Source organism: Novosphingobium nitrogenifigens DSM 19370 (assembly GCF_000192575.1).
GTDB classification, from domain to species: Bacteria; Pseudomonadota; Alphaproteobacteria; order Sphingomonadales; family Sphingomonadaceae; genus Novosphingobium; species Novosphingobium nitrogenifigens.
This window is the reverse complement of record NZ_GL876933.1, coordinates 684,844-705,420: the sequence shown is the minus strand read 5'-3', so window position 1 is coordinate 705,420 and position 20,577 is coordinate 684,844. Positions and strand designations below refer to the sequence as shown.

Annotated in this window: 20 protein-coding genes; 7 read left to right on the top strand and 13 right to left on the bottom strand. The window is 65.6% G+C overall.

Translation table 11 applies throughout. The features are described 5' to 3' along the window. Position 1: 1 nt before the first annotated feature. Positions 2-928, bottom strand: a complete 927-nt coding sequence (locus tag Y88_RS13205; protein ID WP_008070098.1) for a tetratricopeptide repeat protein — start codon at positions 926-928, stop codon at positions 2-4. Continuing rightward, positions 925-1,695 carry an alpha/beta fold hydrolase gene (locus tag Y88_RS13200; RefSeq protein ID WP_008070088.1) on the bottom strand — a complete coding sequence of 257 codons (771 nt, stop codon included), beginning with the start codon at positions 1,693-1,695 and terminating at the stop codon, positions 925-927. Before Y88_RS13200 ends, Y88_RS13205 begins: the two co-directional genes overlap by 4 nt. Positions 1,696-1,797: 102 nt before the next feature. On the opposite strand from Y88_RS13200, the gene Y88_RS13195 reads away from it, so the two are divergent. The 4 genes from Y88_RS13195 to Y88_RS13180 all read left to right on the top strand — a co-directional run bounded on the left by Y88_RS13195 (position 1,798) and on the right by Y88_RS13180 (position 6,729). Next, entirely contained in the window at positions 1,798-3,093 is a 1,296-nt protein-coding gene (locus Y88_RS13195) for an ArnT family glycosyltransferase (RefSeq protein WP_232281067.1), read from the top strand. A gap of 136 nt (positions 3,094-3,229) precedes the next feature. Further along, positions 3,230-5,221, top strand: a complete 1,992-nt coding sequence (thrS, locus tag Y88_RS13190; protein WP_008070085.1) for a threonine--tRNA ligase — start codon at positions 3,230-3,232, stop codon at positions 5,219-5,221. 105 nt (positions 5,222-5,326) lie between these two features. Beyond that, positions 5,327-6,313, top strand: a complete 987-nt coding sequence (locus Y88_RS13185) for a hypothetical protein (protein ID WP_008070083.1) — start codon at positions 5,327-5,329, stop codon at positions 6,311-6,313. 14 nt (positions 6,314-6,327) lie between these two features. After that, positions 6,328-6,729: a PilZ domain-containing protein gene (locus Y88_RS13180; protein ID WP_232281066.1), complete on the top strand. Its 402-nt coding sequence runs from the start codon at positions 6,328-6,330 to the stop codon at positions 6,727-6,729. Positions 6,730-6,785: 56 nt separating this feature from the next. Here Y88_RS13180 and Y88_RS13175 read toward each other — a convergent pair whose 3' ends face one another. The 9 genes from Y88_RS13175 to Y88_RS13135 all read right to left on the bottom strand — a co-directional run bounded on the left by Y88_RS13175 (position 6,786) and on the right by Y88_RS13135 (position 13,923). After that, complete coding sequence (locus Y88_RS13175) at positions 6,786-7,154, bottom strand: HesB/IscA family protein (protein ID WP_008070079.1); 369 nt, start codon at positions 7,152-7,154, stop codon at positions 6,786-6,788. Between the two features lie 28 nt (positions 7,155-7,182). Beyond that, positions 7,183-7,671 carry an SUF system Fe-S cluster assembly protein gene (locus Y88_RS13170; RefSeq protein WP_008070077.1) on the bottom strand — a complete coding sequence of 163 codons (489 nt, stop codon included), beginning with the start codon at positions 7,669-7,671 and terminating at the stop codon, positions 7,183-7,185. Continuing rightward, positions 7,668-8,885 carry a cysteine desulfurase gene (locus Y88_RS13165; protein WP_008070076.1) on the bottom strand — a complete coding sequence of 406 codons (1,218 nt, stop codon included), beginning with the start codon at positions 8,883-8,885 and terminating at the stop codon, positions 7,668-7,670. The genes Y88_RS13170 and Y88_RS13165 overlap by 4 nt, the downstream gene beginning before the upstream one ends. Beyond that, entirely contained in the window at positions 8,882-9,619 is a 738-nt protein-coding gene (locus Y88_RS13160; RefSeq protein ID WP_008070074.1) for a SufD family Fe-S cluster assembly protein, read from the bottom strand. Before Y88_RS13160 ends, Y88_RS13165 begins: the two co-directional genes overlap by 4 nt. Then, complete coding sequence (sufC, locus tag Y88_RS13155) at positions 9,616-10,365, bottom strand: Fe-S cluster assembly ATPase SufC (protein ID WP_008070072.1); 750 nt, start codon at positions 10,363-10,365, stop codon at positions 9,616-9,618. The genes Y88_RS13160 and sufC overlap by 4 nt, the downstream gene beginning before the upstream one ends. Before the next feature lie 54 nt (positions 10,366-10,419). Further along, positions 10,420-10,797, bottom strand: coding sequence for a hypothetical protein (locus tag Y88_RS13150; protein ID WP_008070070.1), 378 nt, complete (start codon positions 10,795-10,797; stop codon positions 10,420-10,422). Further along, on the bottom strand, positions 10,794-12,332 hold the full coding sequence (gene sufB, locus Y88_RS13145) for a Fe-S cluster assembly protein SufB (protein WP_008070069.1): 1,539 nt from the start codon (positions 12,330-12,332) through the stop codon (positions 10,794-10,796). The genes Y88_RS13150 and sufB overlap by 4 nt, the downstream gene beginning before the upstream one ends. Beyond that, positions 12,329-12,823 (bottom strand): SUF system Fe-S cluster assembly regulator, encoded by a 495-nt coding sequence (locus tag Y88_RS13140; protein WP_008070066.1) that lies wholly within the window; start codon positions 12,821-12,823, stop codon positions 12,329-12,331. The genes sufB and Y88_RS13140 overlap by 4 nt, the downstream gene beginning before the upstream one ends. A gap of 143 nt (positions 12,824-12,966) precedes the next feature. After that, the gene (locus Y88_RS13135; RefSeq protein WP_008070064.1) at positions 12,967-13,923 is read right to left on the bottom strand and encodes a helix-turn-helix domain-containing protein; all 957 of its coding nucleotides are present in this window, start codon (positions 13,921-13,923) and stop codon (positions 12,967-12,969) included. 566 nt (positions 13,924-14,489) lie between these two features. On the opposite strand from Y88_RS13135, the gene Y88_RS13130 reads away from it, so the two are divergent. From Y88_RS13130 to Y88_RS13120, 3 genes are all read left to right on the top strand, one after another. Continuing rightward, complete coding sequence (locus Y88_RS13130) at positions 14,490-15,521, top strand: quinone-dependent dihydroorotate dehydrogenase (protein ID WP_008070062.1); 1,032 nt, start codon at positions 14,490-14,492, stop codon at positions 15,519-15,521. Between the two features lie 10 nt (positions 15,522-15,531). Beyond that, positions 15,532-17,259, top strand: coding sequence for a gamma-glutamyltransferase (gene ggt, locus Y88_RS13125; RefSeq protein WP_008070060.1), 1,728 nt, complete (start codon positions 15,532-15,534; stop codon positions 17,257-17,259). Between the two features lie 110 nt (positions 17,260-17,369). After that, on the top strand, positions 17,370-19,172 hold the full coding sequence (locus tag Y88_RS13120; protein ID WP_008070058.1) for an AMP-dependent synthetase/ligase: 1,803 nt from the start codon (positions 17,370-17,372) through the stop codon (positions 19,170-19,172). Positions 19,173-19,184: 12 nt separating this feature from the next. Here the strand turns inward: Y88_RS13120 and Y88_RS13115 are convergent, their stop codons facing one another. Further along, positions 19,185-19,712 carry a hypothetical protein gene (locus Y88_RS13115; RefSeq protein ID WP_018075480.1) on the bottom strand — a complete coding sequence of 176 codons (528 nt, stop codon included), beginning with the start codon at positions 19,710-19,712 and terminating at the stop codon, positions 19,185-19,187. A gap of 109 nt (positions 19,713-19,821) precedes the next feature. Further along, positions 19,822-20,541, bottom strand: a complete 720-nt coding sequence (gene trmB, locus Y88_RS13110) for a tRNA (guanine(46)-N(7))-methyltransferase TrmB (protein WP_008070056.1) — start codon at positions 20,539-20,541, stop codon at positions 19,822-19,824. Positions 20,542-20,577: the final 36 nt, after the last annotated feature.

The window sequence follows — 20,577 nt, the reverse complement described above, 5'->3', positions numbered from 1 at the left end:
CTCAATGCTCCGGCGGGGATACTGCTCCCGATGTGGGGCTTGTTGCCGTGCGATCAAGGGGTTGCCCGCCTCCACCCGGTCCGCTGCCCCCCGGAACCGGGCCGAGTTGCGAGAGGTAGCCGCGCGCAGTTTCCGCCTCGGGGCTGTCGGGGGAGGTCGAGACGACCGAGGACCACGACTTGCGCGCAGCTTCGTCATGGCCTGCAAGGACCGCGATCACCCCCGCCTCGAGGCCGATCGCGGGATCGTGGGGATTGATCCGCGACGCGCTCTCGATGAATTCCTGCGCGCTCACCAGATCCTTCTGCCGCCGGGCGAGTGTTGCGGAAAGCAGGAACGCGCCGGCATATTCGGGAGCCAGCCGCCGCGCCTGCGTCAGCGAGGCCCCGGCCTCGTCAAGCCGCCCGAGCGCGACGAGCGCCCGCGCCCGGTCGGCATAGATCGCGCCGCGCTGGGCATAGTCGTCATAAGCCTTGACCGCGAGCGCGCGGTCGAACCACGCCAGCGCCCGCGCACTGCCGCCTGCGGCGAGCGCGGCATTGCCCGCCATCGCCATCAACGGCACGGCGGATGCTTCCTGCATCACCGGAATGGCCGAGACGCCGTCGGCAAAGGCCCCTTCGGCCGCATTGAAATCGCCTTGATCGGAAAGGACCATGCCGAGGCACTGGTCGGGCCGCACGCGCGCCGACGGTACGCGCGCTTCGCTCAGCCACTTGCGCGCATAGGCAAGCCCGGACGCAGAATCCATCCGCGCCTTGCCCAGACATTCGGCCAGCGGATCGACGACAGGCGGCGTCTTCTGCGGCTTTTCCGCCAATTGCGCTTCGTGATGCTCGTGCCCGGGGATGGGCAGCGGCGAAGGATCGAAATTGTGCGGGCTCGGCCCGATCTGGAGCAGAGCGAAAAGCGGCAGGATCGCGATCATGAACCTTGTCCTTGCGCCCCATCCGGCAAGAGCCCCGCCAATGTCGTCAGCAAAAGGGCGATGTCCCCCGGACGGGACAGGCGATGATCGCCGTCCTTGACGAGGTAGATCTGCACATCGGCTGAACCGATTGCTTCGGCAAGGCGCAGGGCAATCGCCCAGGGCACGTCCGGATCGGCCTGTCCGTGCAGCAAACGCACCGGTCCGGCAAAGGGGATCGGCGCGTCGAGCTGGCGCAGCCCCTCTCCATCGGCCCAGAACCCGGGATAAGTCGGGGTCGGCGCGGGGCCATAGGGATTGTCCTCGAATACGACGTCCCCGGCTGCCAATGCGGCCTTTTGCGCGGTGTCATAGCCCCAGTCGGTGAAATCGGGCGCGGCGGCAATGCCGACCAGTCCGGCCACCCGATCGCCCAGCGCGCGGGCAATCAGCAGCATGAGCCAGCCACCCATGCTCGATCCGGCCAGAACCACGCGATCGAGCCCGCAATGATCGATCAGCGCCACGACTTCGTCGCGCCAGCGTGAAAGCGTCCCTTGCGCGAACGTCCCCTCGCTCTTGCCGCATCCCGAATAGTCGAGCAGCAGGCATCCCAGCCCCCGCGCGGCGGCCCATTCCAGCACAGCGACGGCCTTGCTGCCCGCCATGTCCGACATATAGCCGGGCAGGAACACGATAGTCGGGCCGGTTCCGGGCAGGAGACGATAGGCAAGGCTCGGGCCTTCGTCGGGGACAAGGCGGGCAAGCGGGGCAAGGTCCGATGTCATGACCGCCTGTTAGGTCGCCCGGGGCCCTTGCGAAAGGGGCTTTTGCCCGGGCGCGACAGCATTACGCGGCTTTTAACCCAGGGTCGTGTAGAGATGCCCGCGATGTTCGACCGTCTTTTCGCCAGACTTACCGCGTTCCTGATGGAGCCCCGCGCGCTTCCCGCCTTGTTCGTGCTGTTCATGGTGCCGCGCGCAGCCATGCTGCTTTGCGCGGTCACGCCGACGTCCGACGCGCAATGGTATTTCAGCCGCGCGGCGCTGATGGCGACAGGCGCGGGTTATATCGACAATCACGGGGCGGCGACGGCGTTCTGGCCGGTGGGCTGGCCGATGATCCTGTCGCTCGCCTTTCGCCTGCTCGGTGCCTCGATCTGGACCGTGGGCATCGTCAACCTGATTGCGGCGGCCCTGTCGGCCTGGCTCGTGCTCGACCTCGGGCGGCGCCTGAGCGGCTCCGAACTGGCAGCACGGATCGGGCTGCTCGCGTTCGCCATCTATCCCAACGCCATCCTCTATGTTCCGCTCGCCTTGACCGAAGTCGTCTATACGGCCCTGTTCCTGAGCGGCATCTGGTTGCTCGTCGCCCGTCACGGCTGGCGCGCGAATGTGGCGGCGGGGCTCGTGTTCGGGCTCGCGGCACTGGTCAAGGCGCAGACGCTGGTGATCGTTCCGGCGATCATGGCTGTCGCGCTGTGGCGCACCGGCGATATGCGGCGCCAGTTCCTGCCCGTTGCATGGCGCACGGCGCTGGTGCTGGGCGTGGCCGGACTTGCCATCGCGCCCTGGACCTTGCGCAATCATCGCGAACTGGGGGCATGGGTCGTGGTCTCGACCAACGGGGGCTATACCTTGCTCACCGGCAACAACGACAGCGCGCGCGGCGGCTATACGCCCGAAGATCCGGTGGTGCGGGCACTCGAAGCGCGCACCGATCTCGACGAACTTGGCCGCGACCGGGAAGCGCGACGACTGGGCACAGCGTGGATCGCCGCACATCCGGCCCGCTTTGCCATGCTTGCCCCCATGAAACTCTGGCGCCTGTGGGGGCCGGACGGCGAAGGCGAATGGGCCTATGAAACCGGCTCAGCCGCATGGCAGGCGGCCCCCCGTGCCTTTCTCGCCCTGCGCGCGGTCAATCAGGCGTTCTACTGGCTGCTGCTCGGCGCCTTCGTGCTGGCGCCCTTCGCGATTCTCGCCCGACGGCGCGCAACGGGATTGCCCGCGATCGACTGGTGGATCATCGCCCATGTCGCAGCCCTCTATCCCAGCGCGATCGCGGTCGTCTTTTCCGGGCAATCGCGCTTTCATTACCCGGTCATGCCGTTCGTCTGCATGATCGCGGCATGGGTTGTCGCACAATGGCTCGAAATGCGCGCCGCGAAACGCACCCGGATCTGATCCGCCCTATCGATCCACCCTACCGATCTACCGGGCCGATCCGGTGCTGTCCCCCCTTTCGGAATTGGCCGCTTTCTGCCAAAGCGGCCGCCTCCCGCCCTTTGGTTCCCGCGGGTCCAATCAGAGAGTTGCAACAATGTCGGAAGTGCTCAAGATCACCCTGCCTGATGGTTCCGTGCGCGAAGTGGCGCCCGGCACTACTCCGGCGGAGATTGCTGCCGCGATCGGCCCGGGCCTTGCCAAGGCGGCCATCGGTGCGCGCGTCGATGGAGAGCTTTACGACATCACTCGCCCGCTCACCCGGGATGCCGCGCTCGCGCTGGTGACAGCCCGCGACGAAGCCGACGCGCTCGAACTCGTCCGCCACGACTTTGCCCACGTTCTGGCCGAAGCGGTGCAGGCGCTGTTCCCCGGCACGCAGATCACTTTCGGCCCGGCAACGGACGACGGGTTCTATTACGACTTCGCCCCCGCCGAGCGCCCCTTCACCGAAGAGGACCTGCCGGTGATCGAGGCGAAGATGCGCGAGATCATCGCCGCCGACAAGCCGCTGCGCCGCGAAGCGTGGACGCGCGCCGATCTCATCGCCCGCTGGGAAGCGGCAGGCGAGACGTTCAAGGCGCAGTGGGCCGCCGAACTGCCCGAAGGCGAGGAACTGACCGTCTACTGGTCGGGCAGCGACTGGTTCGACATGTGCCGCGGGCCGCACCTTGCCTCGACCGGCAAGCTCGATCCTGCGGCCTTCAAGCTGACGCGCGTGTCGGGCGCCTATTGGCGCGGCGACCAGAACAACGCGATGCTCAGCCGCATCTATGGCACCGGCTGGCTCAACAAGAAGCAGCTCGACGCGCATCTGACCCGGCTCGAAGAAGCCGCCAAGCGCGACCACCGCAAGCTCGGCCAGGAAATGGACCTGTTCCATCTTCAGGCCGAAGCGCATGGCTCGGTGTTCTGGCACCCCAAGGGCTATCGCATCTGGCGCGAACTCGAAGCCTATATGCGCCGCGCCATCGACGGGGCGGGCTATCGCGAAGTGAAGACCCCGCAGGTCATGGACGCCCGCCAGTGGGAAGCCTCGGGTCACTGGGGCAAGTACCGCGAGAACATGTTCGTGATCCCCGACGAAGTGCCCAATGTCGAGGACGAAGGCCCGCTCGTGTCGGACGATGCGGCCTGGATGGCGCTCAAGCCGATGAACTGCCCCGCGCACGTCCTGATCTTCCGCCAGGGGATCAAGTCGTACCGCGAACTGCCGCTGCGCTTCTATGAAAACGGCTGCTGCCACCGCAACGAGCCGCACGGCGCGCTGCACGGCCTGATGCGCGTGCGCCAGTTCACGCAGGACGATGCCCACATCTTCTGCCGCGAAGACCAGATCGTCGAGGAAGTACGCGCGTTCTGCGAACTGGCCGACCGCATCTACAAGGACTTCGGCTTCACGTACGCGATCAAGCTGGCGCTGCGCCCCGAAAAGCGTTTCGGCAGCGATGAAATGTGGGATCAGGCCGAAGCCGAACTGCGCAATGCGGTCGCGGCAGCGGGCCTTGCCACGCCCGAATACGGCTGGGAAGAACTGCCGGGCGAAGGCGCGTTCTATGCGCCCAAGCTGGAATGGCACCTCACCGATGCAATCGGCCGTACCTGGCAGGTCGGCACGATCCAGTCGGACCGCGTCCTGCCCGAACGTCTCGATGCCAGCTACATCGGCGAAGACGGCGAACGCCATCGCCCGGTCATGCTGCACCGCGCGATCTTCGGCTCGTACGAACGCTTCATCGGCATCCTGATCGAACACTTCGCGGGCAAGCTGCCGGTGTGGCTGGCCCCGGTTCAGGCCGTGGTCGCAACGATCGTGTCCGACGCCGACGGCTATGCGCAGGAAACCGTGCAGACCCTGGCTGCGGCAGGCATCCGCGTCGAAGCCGACACCCGCAACGAGAAGATCAATTACAAGGTGCGCGAACACTCGCTGCAGAAGGTTCCCTTCCTACTGGTGGTGGGCAAGCGCGAAGCCGAGGAAGGCACTGTCGCGGTTCGCCGCCTTGGCGAACAGCAGCAGAAAGTGCTGCCGCTCGCCGAAGCGATTGCCCTGATCAAGGGTGAAGCGACTGCGCCCGACTTGCGCTGATCCCGAACGGGATGACGACCCGCGCGCCGCCGTCGCGCGGGTCGTCATCGTAAACATGCCTTAAGCAAACCCGTGCGATATGGGATTCCACGTAAGGGGGATCCAATGACTTCGCGCACGACGACAGCTTTGGCCGACATCGCCCGGCACGGCATGACCGGGGACGCGATTGCCGACGACACCGTCGCAGTTCTGCGTCGTGCGGTCTGGAGCCAGGGCAACGTCACGGCGGAGCGGGCCGACGAGATTCTCGCACTCAACGATCGTATCCGGCGTCCGAGCGCAGAATGGACCCGCTTCTTCGTCGAGGCCCTCACCGAATTCCTGATGACGACGAGCCATCCGCGCGGCCACTTGTCCGACGCGCAGGCCGACTGGCTGCTCCTGCGGATCGAGCATGACGGGCGCATCGAGTCGACTGCCGATCTCGAACTTCTGGTCTACCTCATCGAACGGATGGATTCCGCGCCGCTTCGCCTCAAGGATTTCATCCTCGCGCAAGTCGAACGCGCGGTGGTTGCCGGGCTCGGCCCGACCCGCGAAGACGGCGAGCCGGAGGACGACCGCTTTGCCGCCGGGCGGATCACCACCACGGAATGCGCGATCATTCGGCGCGTGATCTTTGCCCCGGCAAGCAACGGCCCGGCGCGGGTCAGCGCCGAGGAAGCCGACCTGCTGTTCCGCCTGAAAGACGCGACGCTCGGCGCCGCGAATGCGCCGGAGTGGGAAGCCCTCTTCGTCCAGGGCGTCGCCAACTATCTCCAGGGGTGGCAGGGTCAATCGATGCCCACACCCGAAGAGGAACTGGCCCACACCGAATTTCTGGCCCAGCGCGGCGGCGGCGTGCGCGGGTTTCTCGGGAAAATGGTGCGATCCAGCCCGCAAGGCCTGATCTCCACCGCTCGTGGCAGCGGTTTCGGGCGCAAAGGGCTGCCCAAGCGCGACCGGGTTGCCGAAGAACGCGCCGATTTCGTCGTCACCGGCGCCGAGCAGCAATGGCTCAATGATCGCACCGGACAGGATGGACGGATCGATGCGCTTGAACAGGCGCTGATCGCGTTCCTGCACGAGCAGCCCGCGCCCCGGATCTGACACGGGATCTGATCATGCCCACAATCGCGCCGAGCCCCCTGGTCCCCCACCCTGTGTTCGGACGCGGGCATCGTGTCTCCACCGGCGAGGACGACCGTCGCCGCGATCGCCGCTTCACGCCTCAAGCAGAGGCATCGCCCTCCCCGGACATCCGTCTGGTGGACATCTCGATGCTCGGGTGTTGCCTTGCCTTTGCCGCTCCGTCCGGGTTGCGTCCCGGTCAGTTCGTCACGTTGAGGCTGGCCTGCCTCGATTTGGCCAACCTCGATAGGGAAACCGCCTGCGAAATCCGCGCGATCGTACGTTGGAACGAAAATCGGCGGGTCGGTCTCGAATTCACCCGCAGCCTGCCCGCCCCGCTGATCGACGCAGTGCTTGATGGCGGGGGCAGCGGGATTGCCGTCGCGATGGCGTGATCCCGGCTCTCAGAGCACGGCCTGCGGCGAAACACGCTCGCCGCAGGCCTAGGAGATCAGACGGTAAAGCTCTCACCGCATCCGCAAGTGCCCTTGGCATTGGGATTGGTGAATACGAACCCGGCCTGAAAGTCGTCCTCGCGCCAATCCATCGTGCTGCCGACGAGATAGAGCACCGAACCGCCGTCGATGAACAGCACGCCCCCGGGCGTGTCGATCTTTTCATCGAGAGGGCTGGCCGACGTCACATAGTCGACCGAATAGGCAAGACCCGAACATCCACGGCGCGGGGTCGACAGCTTGACGCCGATCGAGCCTTCCGGCGCGCTGGCCATCAGGGTCGCAATGCGCGCCTTGGCGCTATCGGTCAGGATGACGGCGGCGGGACGTTCGCGGGCGGGACGCTGGCGAGTGATGGTGACCATGGGCGGTTCCGTTCGGATCAGGGGATTGTCAGAGCATGCCGAGTTCGAGCTTGGCCTCGTCGCTCATCTTCTGGGGGTCCCACGGCGGATCCCAGACGAGATTGACTTCAGCATCGCGCACGCCAGGCACGGCACCGACGCGCAATTCGACTTCACCCGGCATCGATTCGGCAACCGGACAATGCGGCGTGGTCAGCGTCATCGTTACCACGGCATGGCCCTCGCCGTCGATCTCGACACCATAGATCAGCCCGAGGTCATAGATGTTGACCGGGATTTCGGGGTCGAAAATCTCGCGCAGGGCGTCGATCACACCTTCATAGATGTCGCCGCCCGGTTCACCGGGGGCAACGCCTTCGGGCTTCACGGACAGGAAACCCTCAAGGTAGTCGCGCTTGCGTTCCAGCTTTTCGGCTGCCGTCTCGACGGGGGTTTCGACCGCGTCTTCGACCACCGCGCGGCGGGGAGCAGCGACGCTGTCCACTTCCTCGACAGTGAACTTGGGTTCTTCGTTCATGCGAAAATCCTCAGGGTTCGCTCGATCCCGCGCACCAGCGCGGCAATATCGCTTTCATCACTGTAAATGCCGAAACTGGCGCGGGCAGTGGCGGGCACGCCGAGATGATCCATCAAAGGCTGCGCGCAATGATGCCCGGCGCGGATCGCCACGTTTTCCTCGTCGAGAATGGTGCCCAGATCGTGGGGGTGGACCCCTTCGAGCGCAAAGCTGACGATCCCGGCACTTTCTTCCGGCCCGAACAGGCGCACGGCATTGATCCGCCCGAGTTCGGCGCGCGCCTTGACCACCAGAGCGGCTTCATGCGCGTGAATGGCGGCAAGCCCCGCCTTGCGGACATAATCGGCAGCCGCGGCAAAACCGATCGCCTCGACGATGGCCGGCGTTCCGGCCTCGAACCGCTGCGGCGCCGGGGCCCAGGTGGTGCGTTCGAACGTCACCCGGTCGATCATCGACCCGCCGCCCTGCCACGGCGGCATGGCATCGAGCAGTTCGCTCCGCGCCCAGAGCGCGCCGATCCCGGTCGGCCCATAGAGCTTGTGTGCGGACAAGGCGTAGAAGTCGCAGCCCATCGCCGCGACATCGACCGGCAGGCGGGCAACCGCCTGGCATCCGTCGATCAGGATCTTTGCGCCGACGCCATGCGCGAGCGCCACCGCGCGGTTCACGTCGAGCACGCTGCCCAGCACGTTCGACACGTGGGCAAAGGCGACCAGCTTGTGCGCGGGGGTCAGCATCCGTTCCGCCGCGTCGAGGTCGATCCGGCCATCCGCCGTCAGCGGGCAGACGTCGATGACAAGACCGGTCCGCTCGCGGATCAGCTGCCAGGGCACGATGTTCGAATGGTGCTCGAGCTGCGAAAGCAGGATGCGGTCGCCCGGTTCCAGATTCGCAAGGCCCCAGCTCTGCGCGACGAGGTTGATCGCCTCGGTCGCGCCGCGCGTGAAGACCAGTTCGTTTTCCTGTCCGCCGATCAGCGCCGCGACATTGCGCCGGGCCGCTTCGAACGCGAGCGTCATGTCCGCCGAACGGCTGTAGACCCCGCGATGGACCGTCGCATAGTCGGCGCCCATGGCGCGGACCGTCGCATCGATCACATCCTGCGGCTTCTGTGCCGTCGCGGCACTGTCGAGATAGTGCCAGCGGCTGCCGTCGCGCGTGCGCAGGCCGGGAAAGGCCTCCGCACTGCGCGAAAGGGTTGCGGTATCGGTCACAGCACGTCCTCCAGCGCGGCCAGGGCCGCTGCGGTCAGCGTTTCCTCGTCCGGCGCCCCGGCAAAGGCTTCGGACAGGAACGCCTGAAGCATCAGGGCCTTGGCAGCAGCAGGCGGAAGCCCGCGGCTGGCAAGATAGAACAGCCCTTCCCTGTCGAGTTCGCCGATGGCGCAGCCGTGCGCGCACTTGACGTCGTCGGCATAGATCTCAAGCTCGGGCCGGGCATTGGCGGTCGCCGTGCGATCGAGCAGCATGGCGCGCACCGACTGCGAACCATCGGTGCCGATGGCTCCGCGTTCGACCAGCACGCGGCCGAGGTAATTGCCGGTCGCCCGTCCGCCCAGGACCTGTCGCACGATCTGGTTCGAGACCGCGTCGGGCTCGGCATGGACGACTTCGGTCACGATCTCGACCGTCTGTTCGCCGCCTGCGACTTGCGCCGCGCCAAAGCGGAACTGCGCGCCTTTCGCCAGCACGACCCGCACCGACAGGCGGCCATAGGCCTTGCCCGCATTAAGCACGCGCAAGTCGAATTCCGCCCCTGCGCCCAGCGTCACCGCCAGATCGCGCACGACGGCACTGTCCCCGTCGAGAACCAGCGTCCGCGTCGCCTGCTCGCCCGGAGCAAGCGTCAGCGTCTCGGTCGCGACCGGCCAGACGGTTTCGAGCGCGGCGAGGTCGGCATAGCGCCAGTCCTCTTCATGCCGGGTGGGAAGAGTTGCCAGCTCGCTCATGCGACGACCGCCTCGTACCCCTGTTCTTCCAGTTCGAGCGCCAGTTCCGGACCGCCCGAGCGAACGATGCGCCCGGCAGCGAGGACATGGACGAAGTCCGGCTTCACATAGTCGAGCAGGCGCTGGTAGTGCGTGATCAGCAGCACCGCCTTGTCCGGCTTGCGCATGATCGCGTTGATCCCTTCGCCCACGATCCGCAGCGCGTCGATGTCGAGGCCGGAATCGGTTTCGTCGAGAATGGCGAACTTGGGATCGAGCACGCCCATCTGCACCATTTCCGCGCGCTTCTTCTCGCCGCCGGAAAAGCCGACGTTGACCGGACGCTTGAGCATTTCGGGATCGAGTTTCAGCAAGGCGGCCTTTTCGCGCGCCAGTTTCAGGAAAGCGCCGCCCGACAGGGGCTCTTCGCCGCGCGTCTTGCGCTGTGCGTTGAGTGCCTCGCGCAGGAACTGCACCGTGGACACGCCGGGGATCTCGACCGGGTACTGGAACCCGAGGAACAGGCCCGCCGCCGCGCGTTCGTGCGGTTCCATCGCCAGCAGGTCCTCGCCCGCGAAAGTGACGCTGCCGCCGGTCACTTCATAGCCGGGACGGCCGCCGAGCGTATAGGCAAGCGTCGACTTGCCCGCGCCGTTGGGCCCCATGATGGCGTGGATTTCGCCCGCTCCGATCGAAAGCGACAGGCCCTTGAGAATGGGCTTACCCGCGACTTCGTTGGCAAGGTCGGTGATGGAAAGAAGCGACATGGGCAGTGGGTTTTCCGTGATCGAGGGAAAGGGGTAAGGCGGGTTCGGGCTGGCTCAGTGCTCCAGCCTGTTGCCGTTGCAATTGGCGAGAAAGTCGGCACGCATTTCATCGAAAAGGTCGCGCCACAGCTTTTCGGTCGCCTTGGCATCGTCGAGCTGGCGCTGGCGGGCATCGACCGAAGCCATGGCCGTGGCGGCAGTCGCCTGCCCCGAAGGGCTGCTCGACGTCGGCCCGGACAGCAAGGCGGTGCGCTCGGTCGCGATCGCCCGCTGCTCGGCATAGGCGGCGGCGGCAAATTCGGTACGCCGGTGCGGTTCGGCACTGATCATCTTGCGGATTTCCGTACGGTCGCAGGTCTTGACCGCCTGCAACGCGGGCGTCGAGTCCGGCGGGATGATTCCCGAAAGCAGAACCGCAAGGACGAGGCTCATCCGACCGATCCTTCAAGGCTGATCCCGAGCAGCTTCTGCGCTTCGACCGCGAATTCCATCGGCAGCTGCTGCAACACTTCGCGGGCAAAGCCGTTGACGATGAGCGCCACGGCGTCTTCCTGCGAAAGCCCGCGCTGCATCGCGTAGAACATCTGGTCATCGGAAATCTTGGACGTAGTCGCTTCGTGTTCGACCGTCGCGGTGGGATTGCGCACTTCGATATAGGGCACGGTATGCGCGCCACAGTCCGCGCCGAGCAGCAGGCTGTCGCACTGGGTGAAATTGCGCACGCCTTCGGCCTGCGGCGCCACGCGCACCAGCCCGCGATAGGTGTTGTTGGAATGGCCCGCGCTGATCCCCTTGGACACGATGGTCGAACGGCTGCGCTTGCCGTTGTGGATCATCTTGGTGCCGGTATCGGCCTGCTGGTAATTGTTCGTCACCGCGACCGAATAGAATTCGCCGACGCTGTCCTCGCCGTTGAGCACGCACGAGGGGTATTTCCAGGTGATCGCCGAACCGGTTTCGACCTGGGTCCACGAAACCTTGCTCCGCGCGCCCTGGCACAAGGCGCGCTTGGTCACGAAATTGTAGATCCCGCCGCGACCCTGCGCATCACCGGGATACCAGTTCTGCACCGTCGAATACTTGATCTCCGCATCATCGAGCGCGACCAGTTCGACAACGGCGGCATGGAGCTGGTTCTCGTCCCGCTGGGGTGCGGTGCACCCTTCGAGATAGGAGACATAGGCCCCCTTGTCCGCGACGATCAGCGTGCGTTCGAACTGCCCGGTGTTTTCCGCATTGATGCGGAAATAGGTGGACAGCTCCATCGGGCAGCGCACGCCTTCGGGAATGTAGACGAACGTCCCGTCGGAAAAGACCGCGCAGTTCAGCGCCGAGAAGTAATTGTCGTGCATCGGCACGACTTTGCCCAGCCAGCGGCGGACCAGATCGGGAAATTCGCGGATCGCCTCGCTGATCGAGCGGAAAATGACGCCTGCCGCTTCCAGTTCCTTGCGGAACGTGGTCGCCACCGAGACGCTGTCGAACACCGCATCGACCGCGACCTTGCGCGCACCTTCGACACCGGCCAGAACCTTTTGTTCTTCCAGCGGAATGCCGAGCTTTTCATAGACGCGCAGGATTTCGGGATCGACTTCGTCGAGGCTCTTGGGCCCATCCTTGCTCTTGGGCGCGGCCCAGTAATAGGCCGCCTGATAGTCGATCGGCGGGATCTTGAGCTTGGCCCAGTCGGGCATCGGCATGGTCAGCCAGTGGCGATAGGCCTTGAGCCGCCATTCCAGCATCCATTCCGGCTCGTTCTTGCGCGAGGAAATGAAGCGGACGGTGTCTTCGCTCAACCCCTTGGGGCCGAATTCCTGCTCGATGTCGGAAACCCAGCCATATTCATAGTCGGCCGCGCGGGCCGCAGCCTCGCGCGCGGCAGCGTCCGTCTCGACTTCAAGAGTTTGCGAGGGAAGGTTTGCCGTTTCGGCCCCGGCCGTATCCGGGGTTTTCAGGTCATTGCTCATACTTCAACCTCAACGGCAGGGGGAATATCGGAAGACAGATCGGCAACAGCGTGCCCGGGAACCGTCAATGCGGGTGCAGCCTGCGTGCCGGGGGCCGCAAGCTGGCTGAGGGAAACGCCTGCGAGGGCATGACGCAAGGCAGCATCGACCGCGGGCCAGTGAGGGCGCACCTGGCACCCCTGCCCGATCGTGCAATCATGACGGCTGTTGTCGCTGCACTGGGCCATCGCGATCGGCCCTTCGACCGCCTCGACAATGTCGGCAAGCGAAATGGCCGCCGCCGGGCGCGCCAGCGTCAGGCCGCCACCGGCACCGCGCACCGACCGCAACAATCCGGCCGCCGACAGCTTGCTGACCAGCTTCTGCACGGTCGGAACCGGCAGGCCGGTATCCTCGGCAAGCTGCTGGGCAGAGACACGCGCATGACCACAACGCCGAGCAGCGGCGCTCATTGCCACGACAGCATAATCAGCCATGCTCGAAAGGCGCATCGCGTCCGGGTGCCCTTGCAAAACCGGGGACGGCCCGGACCGACGGATCAGGTCCGGCAAATCGGACTGATTCGTTCCGGTTATCTAGGAGTCCCGATCCTCATGTGCAAGGCATCGCCGCGCAACACCATGATCCCAACCTCTTATCCCTTGTCGGGAGCACCCAGACCGGCAGGCATCGCCGCCACCTTGGGCCGGACTTCCCGAAAATTCCTGAGGTCGAGCAAGGCCGACATCATCGGCTGATCGGTCTGGGTCAGTCGCGCGGGCGTGCGTCCGGCGAACAGGCGGATTTCGCGGATCATGTGCGACTGGTCATAGAACTGGTCGGCGACATGATCGACCTGCTCCGCCGGGGTTGCCGGATCGCCGAGCAAGGTCGCCGCGCGCAAGGCACGATACTTGCGCGCCAACTGCTTGGGCGTGAGGCCGTAATAGCGATCAACCAGCCGCTGCAACTGGCGCGGGGAATAAGGCGAGCGCGCGAAGAGATCCTCGACATCGGGCGACAGCGACGAGCCGAGCCAGTCGGCGACCAGTTTCACCACCTCGGCATGGCGCTGCGGGACGTGACGGACGATCCCGGCAAAAGCCTGGCTGGTCATGTCGATCATGTCCTGCGCGCCGATCTGGCCATTGTTGTACCGGGTCGAGATCGTTTCCCCCAGCGCTGCGATCTGCGGGCCGAGCAAGGTTCCGGCATCGACCATCCGGTTGCCCCATTCCGCCGCGGATTCACCGCCGGTCAACGCGGCCCAGCCGAGCGGCGAGATCGCCGCCCCGAACGCGTGCCAGGGCCCGTCGATCTGCACGCGCGTCGCAGCCGCGAGCGGCGTGATCATCGTTGCGCGATGGCTTTCGTGCACGGTCCCGTCGCAGACATGCATCTGCGCCCGTCCGCGCATAAAAACGATGAAGATCCCGACACTCGCGGGCTGCACGTCGGTGATGAACCGCTCTTCGCAGCGGATCGTGAAAAAGGTGGTGACGTAAGGGTCGAGGTGCTCAGGCGGAGTGAAATAGTCGAGTTTGATCAGAGCCGGACTGGTGAATTCCGTCCGCTCACCCCATACCGACGCGTCGATCTGCTCCACGCTCATCTCCTGGCGCTCGAATGGCGCTGGGATGACTTGCGACCCACCCCTCTTTGCATGAGTCATGGCGTGCCGATTTTCGCAAAAGTGTCAAGCCGCAGCCATTGACAGCAAAGCTTTGCCGTCGGCATAAAACGGGTGACGAGCCGTCTGCCGGGTCTTTGCGCTGGCCGGACGGATGCCGGGACCGCCGGAAAAACCATGGCGAAACGCATCGGGATCAACGGTGTTGCGGAACGTCGGACAAGGAAACCCGGCTGTACGAAAAAGGGTGAAGGACAGAAAAAAGGGCGGCCAGGCCTTTAGCTCCGACCGCCCCTAAGTCGAGAACCCGATACATCGCTGCACCGAGCCCTTCGGGTCGCACCGCAGTGGCTATGCGATAAGCTGATTCGCGGATTGTACAGATTCGACAAAATGGGTGTCCCGTTTGCAACACATGGCCAGTCACCAGCGGACCGGATGATATTTCATTTAAAATCCGGGCCATTTCCTGCTTTGGGAAAAATGCGAACCTGACCGGTCACGCCCCCCTCCCTGCTCCTGAAAAGCGACAGACCAGCCTTTCCCAGATGTCCTATCGCCTCCTCCGCCCTTTCCTGTTCCAACTTCCCGCAGAAACGACGCATCGCATGACGATCGCGGCGCTGCGGATGTTGCCGCAGCGGTCCCGCCCAGAGCTTGCCCCGACGCTGACGCAGCGCGTGGCGGGCATCCCCTTTCCCAATCCGGTTGGCCTGGCCCCCGGTTTCGACAAGAACGGCGAAGTTCCCGACGCGATGCTCGCGATGGGCTTCGGCTTTGTCGAAATCGGTACGGTGACGCCCCGCCCGCAAGAGGGCAATCCGCGTCCCCGCCTGTTCCGGCTGACCGAAGACCGTGCGGTCATCAACCGCATGGGCTTTAACAACGACGGCTCCGAGGCGGTCGCCCAACGCCTGCTCCAACGCCCGGCATCGCCCGGCATCGTCGGGGTCAACATCGGCGCGAACAAGGATTCGCCCGACCGGATCGCCGACTATGCGCAAATGACGCGCATGATGGCGCCGCTGGCGAACTATCTCACCGTCAACATCTCGTCCCCCAACACGCCCGGCCTGCGCGCGCTTCAGGACGAAGGTGCGCTGGCGGCGCTGCTCGATGCGGTTATGGCCGCGCGTGGCGTGAGCCAGACGCCGATCTTCCTCAAGCTCGCGCCCGATCTCGAAACCAGCGACATCGATGCCATCTGCCGCATCGCGCTCGACAAGCGACTCGACGCGCTGATCGTGTCCAACACGACCATTTCGCGCCCACCGCTGCGATCGCGTCATGCGGGGGAAAGCGGCGGCCTGTCGGGTGAACCGCTGCGCGATCTCGCGCTGCAACGCCTGCGTGATTTCCGCAAGGCCAGCGGCGGGGCGATCCCGCTGATCGGCGTCGGCGGCATCGCCACGGTCGAGGACGCCTGGCAACGCATCCGCGCCGGGGCCAGCCTGATCCAGCTATACAGCGCCCTTGTTTACGAAGGCCCCGGCCTTGTCCGGCGGATCGTCCACGGCCTTGCCGAACGCGCACGCGCCGAAGGCATGGGAAGCATTGCCGAGGCCGTCGGGACGGAATAGCCTGTCGTTCGTGACAGATAGCTCCCTGCGCGCGCCGCGCTTCGCCCTTCTTGCCGCCCTTGCCGCCGCCGCGAGCCTTGCTCCGGCGGCAACGACGCAGGCTTCGACCGTGCCGATCCGCCCGAAGCCCGGTGCCGTTTCGGCCGCCGACCCTCGTGCGGCGGCGGCAGGCGCGGAAATCCTGCGCGCAGGCGGCTCGGCCACCGATGCCGCGATTGCCACCATGCTCGCGCTCGGCATCGTCGAACCGCAAAGTTCGGGGATCGGCGGCGGCGGATTTCTGGTGACGGGGGATGAGACCGGCCACGTCGATACGTTCGACGGTCGCGAAGCGGCTCCGGCCAAGGCAGGGCCACAATGGTTCTGGCGCGATGGCCGCCCGCTCGATCACAATGCCGCCGTCCCCGGCGGGCTCAGCGTCGGGGTGCCCGGCAACCTGTCGCTCGCCGCCCTTGCCCACGAACGGCACGGTCGCCTGCCCTGGGCCACTCTGTTCGGCCCCGCGATCCGCCTGGCGCGCGATGGCTTTGCGATCCCCCCGCGCCTGCGCTCTTCGCTCGAACTGTTCCACGATGTCGCAGCCCTCGATCCGGCGGCCCGCGCGCTGTTCTTCGATGCTGCGGGAACGCCGCTCCCGGTGGGGACGGTCGTGCGCAACCCGGCCCTTGCAACGGCGCTCGAACGCATTGCCCACGATGGGCCCAAGGCGTTCTATTCCGGCGCCAATGCCGTCGCGATCGCGCGCCATGTCTCGACCAGCCCGGTCAACCCGGCGCCGATGACGACCGCCGACATCGCGTCCTATCACGCCCGCGCCCTGCCGCCGGTCTGCGCCCCCTATCGCGAGTGGAAGATCTGCTCGATGGGCCCGCCCTCGGCCGGGGGCATCATCGTGTTGCAGGTTCTGGGCATGCTCGAACGCTTCGACATGAAGACGCTCGGTCCCGCGTCACCCGAAGCCTGGCACCTGATCGCCGATGCCGAGCGCCTGGCCTTTGCGGACCGCGACCGTTTTGTCGGCGATCCCGGTTTCGTGCCGGTGCCGACGCCCGGTCTCCTCGACCACGATTACATTGCCGCCCGCTCCGCGCTGATCAGCCGGGACAAGGCGCTGCCCGAGGCGCCCGCCGGAAATCCGGTGGGCATGACCAGCGTGCTCGGCATGGGAACCCCGGTCGAGGAACATGGCACCACGCATTTCGTCACTGTCGATGCGCGCGGCAATGTGGCGAGCTATACCTCGACAGTCGAAAGCGGCTTCGGCTCGGGACTGATGGTCGACGGCTACTTCCTCAACAACGAGTTGACCGATTTCAACATCGTCCCCGATCGCGACGGCAAGCCGACGGCAAACCGCGTCGAGGCGGGCAAGCGTCCGCGCAGTTCGATGAGCCCGGTCATCGTCTACGACCGGGCGGGCCATGTCCGCCTTGCCGGGGGCGCGGCGGGCGGGGCAACGATCCCGACGCAAGTGATCCGCATGCTCGTCGGCACGCTCGACTGGGGCATGGATGCCCGCTCGGCGATCACCATGGGCGTCATCATGCCCATGCCCGACGGCATCGCCGTCGAGGCGGGCAGCAATCTCGAACCGATGATCCCCGCGCTTGCCGCAATGGGATACGGACGCGTGGTTGCCCTGCCGCTGCGGCTCAAGGCCAATGCGGTCGAGCGGACCGCGTCCGGATGGCGGGGCGCCGCCGATCCGCGCAGCGAAGGGGCAACCGTTTCGCCCTGAACCTGTCCGAACCGGAGACACGGCTTGCCGTAACGGCATCCTTGCGCCTAGGGATTGGCGAGAGACCATGATAAATGGCCGCCGCCTTTGGCAGAGGATGACTCCCGACCGTGCAGTTGACCGATTTCGCCCGCTACCCGAATCTTGTCGCGATGTTCCTCGACCGCGCGCGGCTGCGCGGCGACGCGCCGATGCTGTGGGCCAAGAAACAGGGCCAGTGGCAATCGCTGAACTGGAACGAAGTCGCCGATCAGGTCTGCCTGCTCGCCCGCTCGCTGCGCGACATCGGGCTCAAGGAAGGCGACCGCGTCGTGCTGGTGTCGGAAAACCGGCCCGAATGGTGCATCGCGGACCTCGCGATCATGGCCGCAGGGCTGGTGACGGTGCCGACCTACACCACCAACACCGAACGCGATCACCTCCATATCCTTGAAAACTCGGGCGCGCGGGCGGTGATCGTCTCGACCCCCAAGCTGGCCCAGCCGCTGCTGGCCGCCGCGCTTCATGCCCCCAATGTCGAACATGTCATCGCCATCGAACCGCTCAAGCGGATGCAGTCGGGCATGCTCGCCTTCCACGAATGGCCGCATCTGGTGTCGGGCGATGCCGCTGCAGCCCGGTTCGAAGTGGAAGCCCGCGCAGTCGGCATCGGTCGCGACGATCTGGCCTGCATCATCTATACCAGCGGCACCGGCGGCGCCCCGCGCGGCGTGCGCCAGCATCACGGCGCGATCCTGTGCAATGTCGATGGCGCGGCGCATGTCCTGGCCGAGGATTTCGGCTGGAAGGACGAAGTGTTCCTCTCGTTCCTGCCGCTGAGCCATGCCTATGAGCATAGCGCGGGCCAGTTCCTGCCGATCGGCATGGGCGGCGAGATCCATTACGCCGAAGGCCTCGAAAAGCTCGGCTCGAACATCGAGGAAGTGCGCCCGACGATCATGGTCGTGGTGCCCCGCCTGTTCGAAGTTCTCCGCACGCGAATCATGAAGCAGGTCGAAAAGCAGGGCGGCCTCGGCGCCAACCTGATGCATCGCGCGCTCGACCTTGCCGCACGCCGCGCTGCCGGACACCGCAAGCTGACCGATCCCCTGCTCAACCTCGTGCTCGAGGCGACTTTGCGCCCCAAGATCCGCAAGCGGTTCGGCGGACGCATGAAAGCGCTCGTTTCCGGGGGCGCGCCGCTCAATCCCGATGTCGGCCTGTTCTTTCAGGCGATGGGCCTCACCATGCTGCAAGGCTATGGACAGACCGAAGCCGGGCCGGTGATCTCGGTCAACCGCCCGCGCGCCGGCATCCGCATGGACACCGTCGGCCCCCCGCTCAAGGACGTGGAAGTCGCCTTTGCCGAGGACGGCGAAATCCTCGTGCGCGGCGAACTGGTCATGCACGGCTATTGGCGCAACGAAGTGGAAAGCGCCCGGACGCTCAAGGACGGCTGGTTGCACACCGGCGACATCGGCCATCTCGACGATGCGGGCCGGATCATGATCACCGATCGCAAGAAGGACATGATCGTCAACGACAAGGGCGACAACATCTCGCCCCAGAAAATCGAGGGCATGCTGACGCTCCAGCCCGAAATCGCGCAGGCGATGGTGAGCGGCGACAAGCGGCCCTATGTCGTCGGCCTGATTGTTCCGGATGCCGAATGGGCGCTCGACTGGGCACGCGAGGCCGACGAGCATTTCGACCTGGACGCCTTGCAGGACTTGCCCGCGTTCCGCAGCGCCGTGCGCGCGGCCGTCGACCGGGTGAACACCGACCTCTCGGTAATCGAGAAAGTGCGGCAGTTCGCCTTTGCCGACGAACCGTTCAGCATCGAGAACGAGGAAATGACGCCCTCGATGAAAATCCGGCGCCACAAGATTCGCGAACGCTACGGCGCGCGCCTCGATGCACTCTACCGCAATTGAGAAACCGTCTCGTCAGGCCGCTTCGAGTTCAACGAATTCAGGGAAGAACATCGGCTCGCGACGTGACCAGCCCGGCGCCGTCGCGGCCGCTTCGCTGATCGACTGCAACAGGTTGCGACGCTTGTCCGGGCGGATCTGCGGCAGCGCAGCCGCTCCGCAGAACGCCGACGGCAACCAGGGCCGCACCGACGCCCCCAGCAGGCGTTCATAAAGGAAACGGTAGGCGCCGAAGCTGTCGATCCGTTCCTGCGCGAGATCGAACGTGGTCACCCGCATCAGCGGCCCCATGATCGTCTCGATCCCGTCGAACCCTTCGCTTTCGCAGACAAGGCCGCGCAGGACCTTGAGATCCTGATAGACGACGTATTGCGCACGGATCGAGGCGGTTTCCTCACCGCTGCGCGACCAGGTGCGAAACGCGTCGCCCCGTCCGAGCCCGACATCGAGACTGCGGCGGATATACCGCTGCTCGCACGGAGAAAACGCGGCGAATTCCCGCATTTCCGCAAGGATCACCTGTGCACTGGGGCTCTGCGACATGGTCGGCTCCCTCGATTTGGACGCCGCCTGCATCGATTCGCAATCGATACCCGGCGCCTCTTCACGAAGGAAAATCTAGGCCCACGCTGGTTAGCGGAATGTTAAGCGGTCAATCGGGGCGGCGCCGGAAGCGGAAGTACCAGACTTCGTGCCCCTGCGCCCGCGCCTTGGCTTCATAGCGGGTTTCCGGCCAGCCGCCGGGACGCTTCTGGAAATCGCGCGGGGTCTGGGCCAGCCATTCGAACTTGTCGGCATGGCGCCGCATGACCATCAAGGCGTGGCGCAGGTAGATCGGGTGATCGTGGCCGAAACGGAACTCCCCGCCCGGACGCAGCTTGGCCGCAAACAGCTCGATCGGGCCGTCGTTCATCATGCGACGCTTGGCATGGCGCGCCTTGGGCCAGGGGTCGGGATGAAGCAGATAGAGGAACGAGAGCGAACCGTCGGGAATCCGGCGCAGCACTTCAAGCGCGTCGCCGTGGTGGATGCGCACGTTCGATAGCGGCGGATGCGCGCCCCCGTCGCCGTCGATGTGCGTCAGCGCCTGTGCCACGCCGTTGAGGAACGGTTCGGCACCGATGAAACCGTGATCGGGCAGGAGATCGGCGCGAAAGGCCATATGCTCGCCGCCGCCGAAGCCGATTTCGAAATGGAGCGGGCAATCGTGTCCGAACAGCGCCTGCGCGGTGACTTCGCCTTCTTCGGGAACGGCAATGCGGGGCAGCAGTGTATCGACCAGAGCCTGCTGGCCCACGCGCAAGGGCTTGCCCTTGGCACGGCCATAGAGACGGTTGAGCGTGGTCGGATCGCCGGACTTGTGCGCTGTCATGGCGCGGCGCGATGGCAAACCCGCACGCGCGGGTCA

Coding starts and splice junctions, on each gene's coding strand:
- Y88_RS13160 (WP_008070074.1), bottom strand. CDS start 9,619: ATGAGCGAGCTGGCAACTCTTCCCACCCGGCATGAAGAGGACTGGCGC.
- trmB (WP_008070056.1), bottom strand. CDS start 20,541: ATGACAGCGCACAAGTCCGGCGATCCGACCACGCTCAACCGTCTCTAT.
- Y88_RS13130 (WP_008070062.1), top strand. CDS start 14,490: ATGTCCTATCGCCTCCTCCGCCCTTTCCTGTTCCAACTTCCCGCAGAA.
- Y88_RS13205 (WP_008070098.1), bottom strand. CDS start 928: ATGATCGCGATCCTGCCGCTTTTCGCTCTGCTCCAGATCGGGCCGAGC.
- Y88_RS13115 (WP_018075480.1), bottom strand. CDS start 19,712: ATGTCGCAGAGCCCCAGTGCACAGGTGATCCTTGCGGAAATGCGGGAA.
- Y88_RS13135 (WP_008070064.1), bottom strand. CDS start 13,923: ATGAGCGTGGAGCAGATCGACGCGTCGGTATGGGGTGAGCGGACGGAA.
- Y88_RS13195 (WP_232281067.1), top strand. CDS start 1,798: ATGTTCGACCGTCTTTTCGCCAGACTTACCGCGTTCCTGATGGAGCCC.
- Y88_RS13185 (WP_008070083.1), top strand. CDS start 5,327: ATGACTTCGCGCACGACGACAGCTTTGGCCGACATCGCCCGGCACGGC.
- Y88_RS13140 (WP_008070066.1), bottom strand. CDS start 12,823: ATGCGCCTTTCGAGCATGGCTGATTATGCTGTCGTGGCAATGAGCGCC.
- Y88_RS13200 (WP_008070088.1), bottom strand. CDS start 1,695: ATGACATCGGACCTTGCCCCGCTTGCCCGCCTTGTCCCCGACGAAGGC.
- Y88_RS13150 (WP_008070070.1), bottom strand. CDS start 10,797: ATGAGCCTCGTCCTTGCGGTTCTGCTTTCGGGAATCATCCCGCCGGAC.
- Y88_RS13175 (WP_008070079.1), bottom strand. CDS start 7,154: ATGGTCACCATCACTCGCCAGCGTCCCGCCCGCGAACGTCCCGCCGCC.
- thrS (WP_008070085.1), top strand. CDS start 3,230: ATGTCGGAAGTGCTCAAGATCACCCTGCCTGATGGTTCCGTGCGCGAA.
- Y88_RS13170 (WP_008070077.1), bottom strand. CDS start 7,671: ATGAACGAAGAACCCAAGTTCACTGTCGAGGAAGTGGACAGCGTCGCT.
- Y88_RS13180 (WP_232281066.1), top strand. CDS start 6,328: ATGCCCACAATCGCGCCGAGCCCCCTGGTCCCCCACCCTGTGTTCGGA.
- sufC (WP_008070072.1), bottom strand. CDS start 10,365: ATGTCGCTTCTTTCCATCACCGACCTTGCCAACGAAGTCGCGGGTAAG.
- sufB (WP_008070069.1), bottom strand. CDS start 12,332: ATGAGCAATGACCTGAAAACCCCGGATACGGCCGGGGCCGAAACGGCA.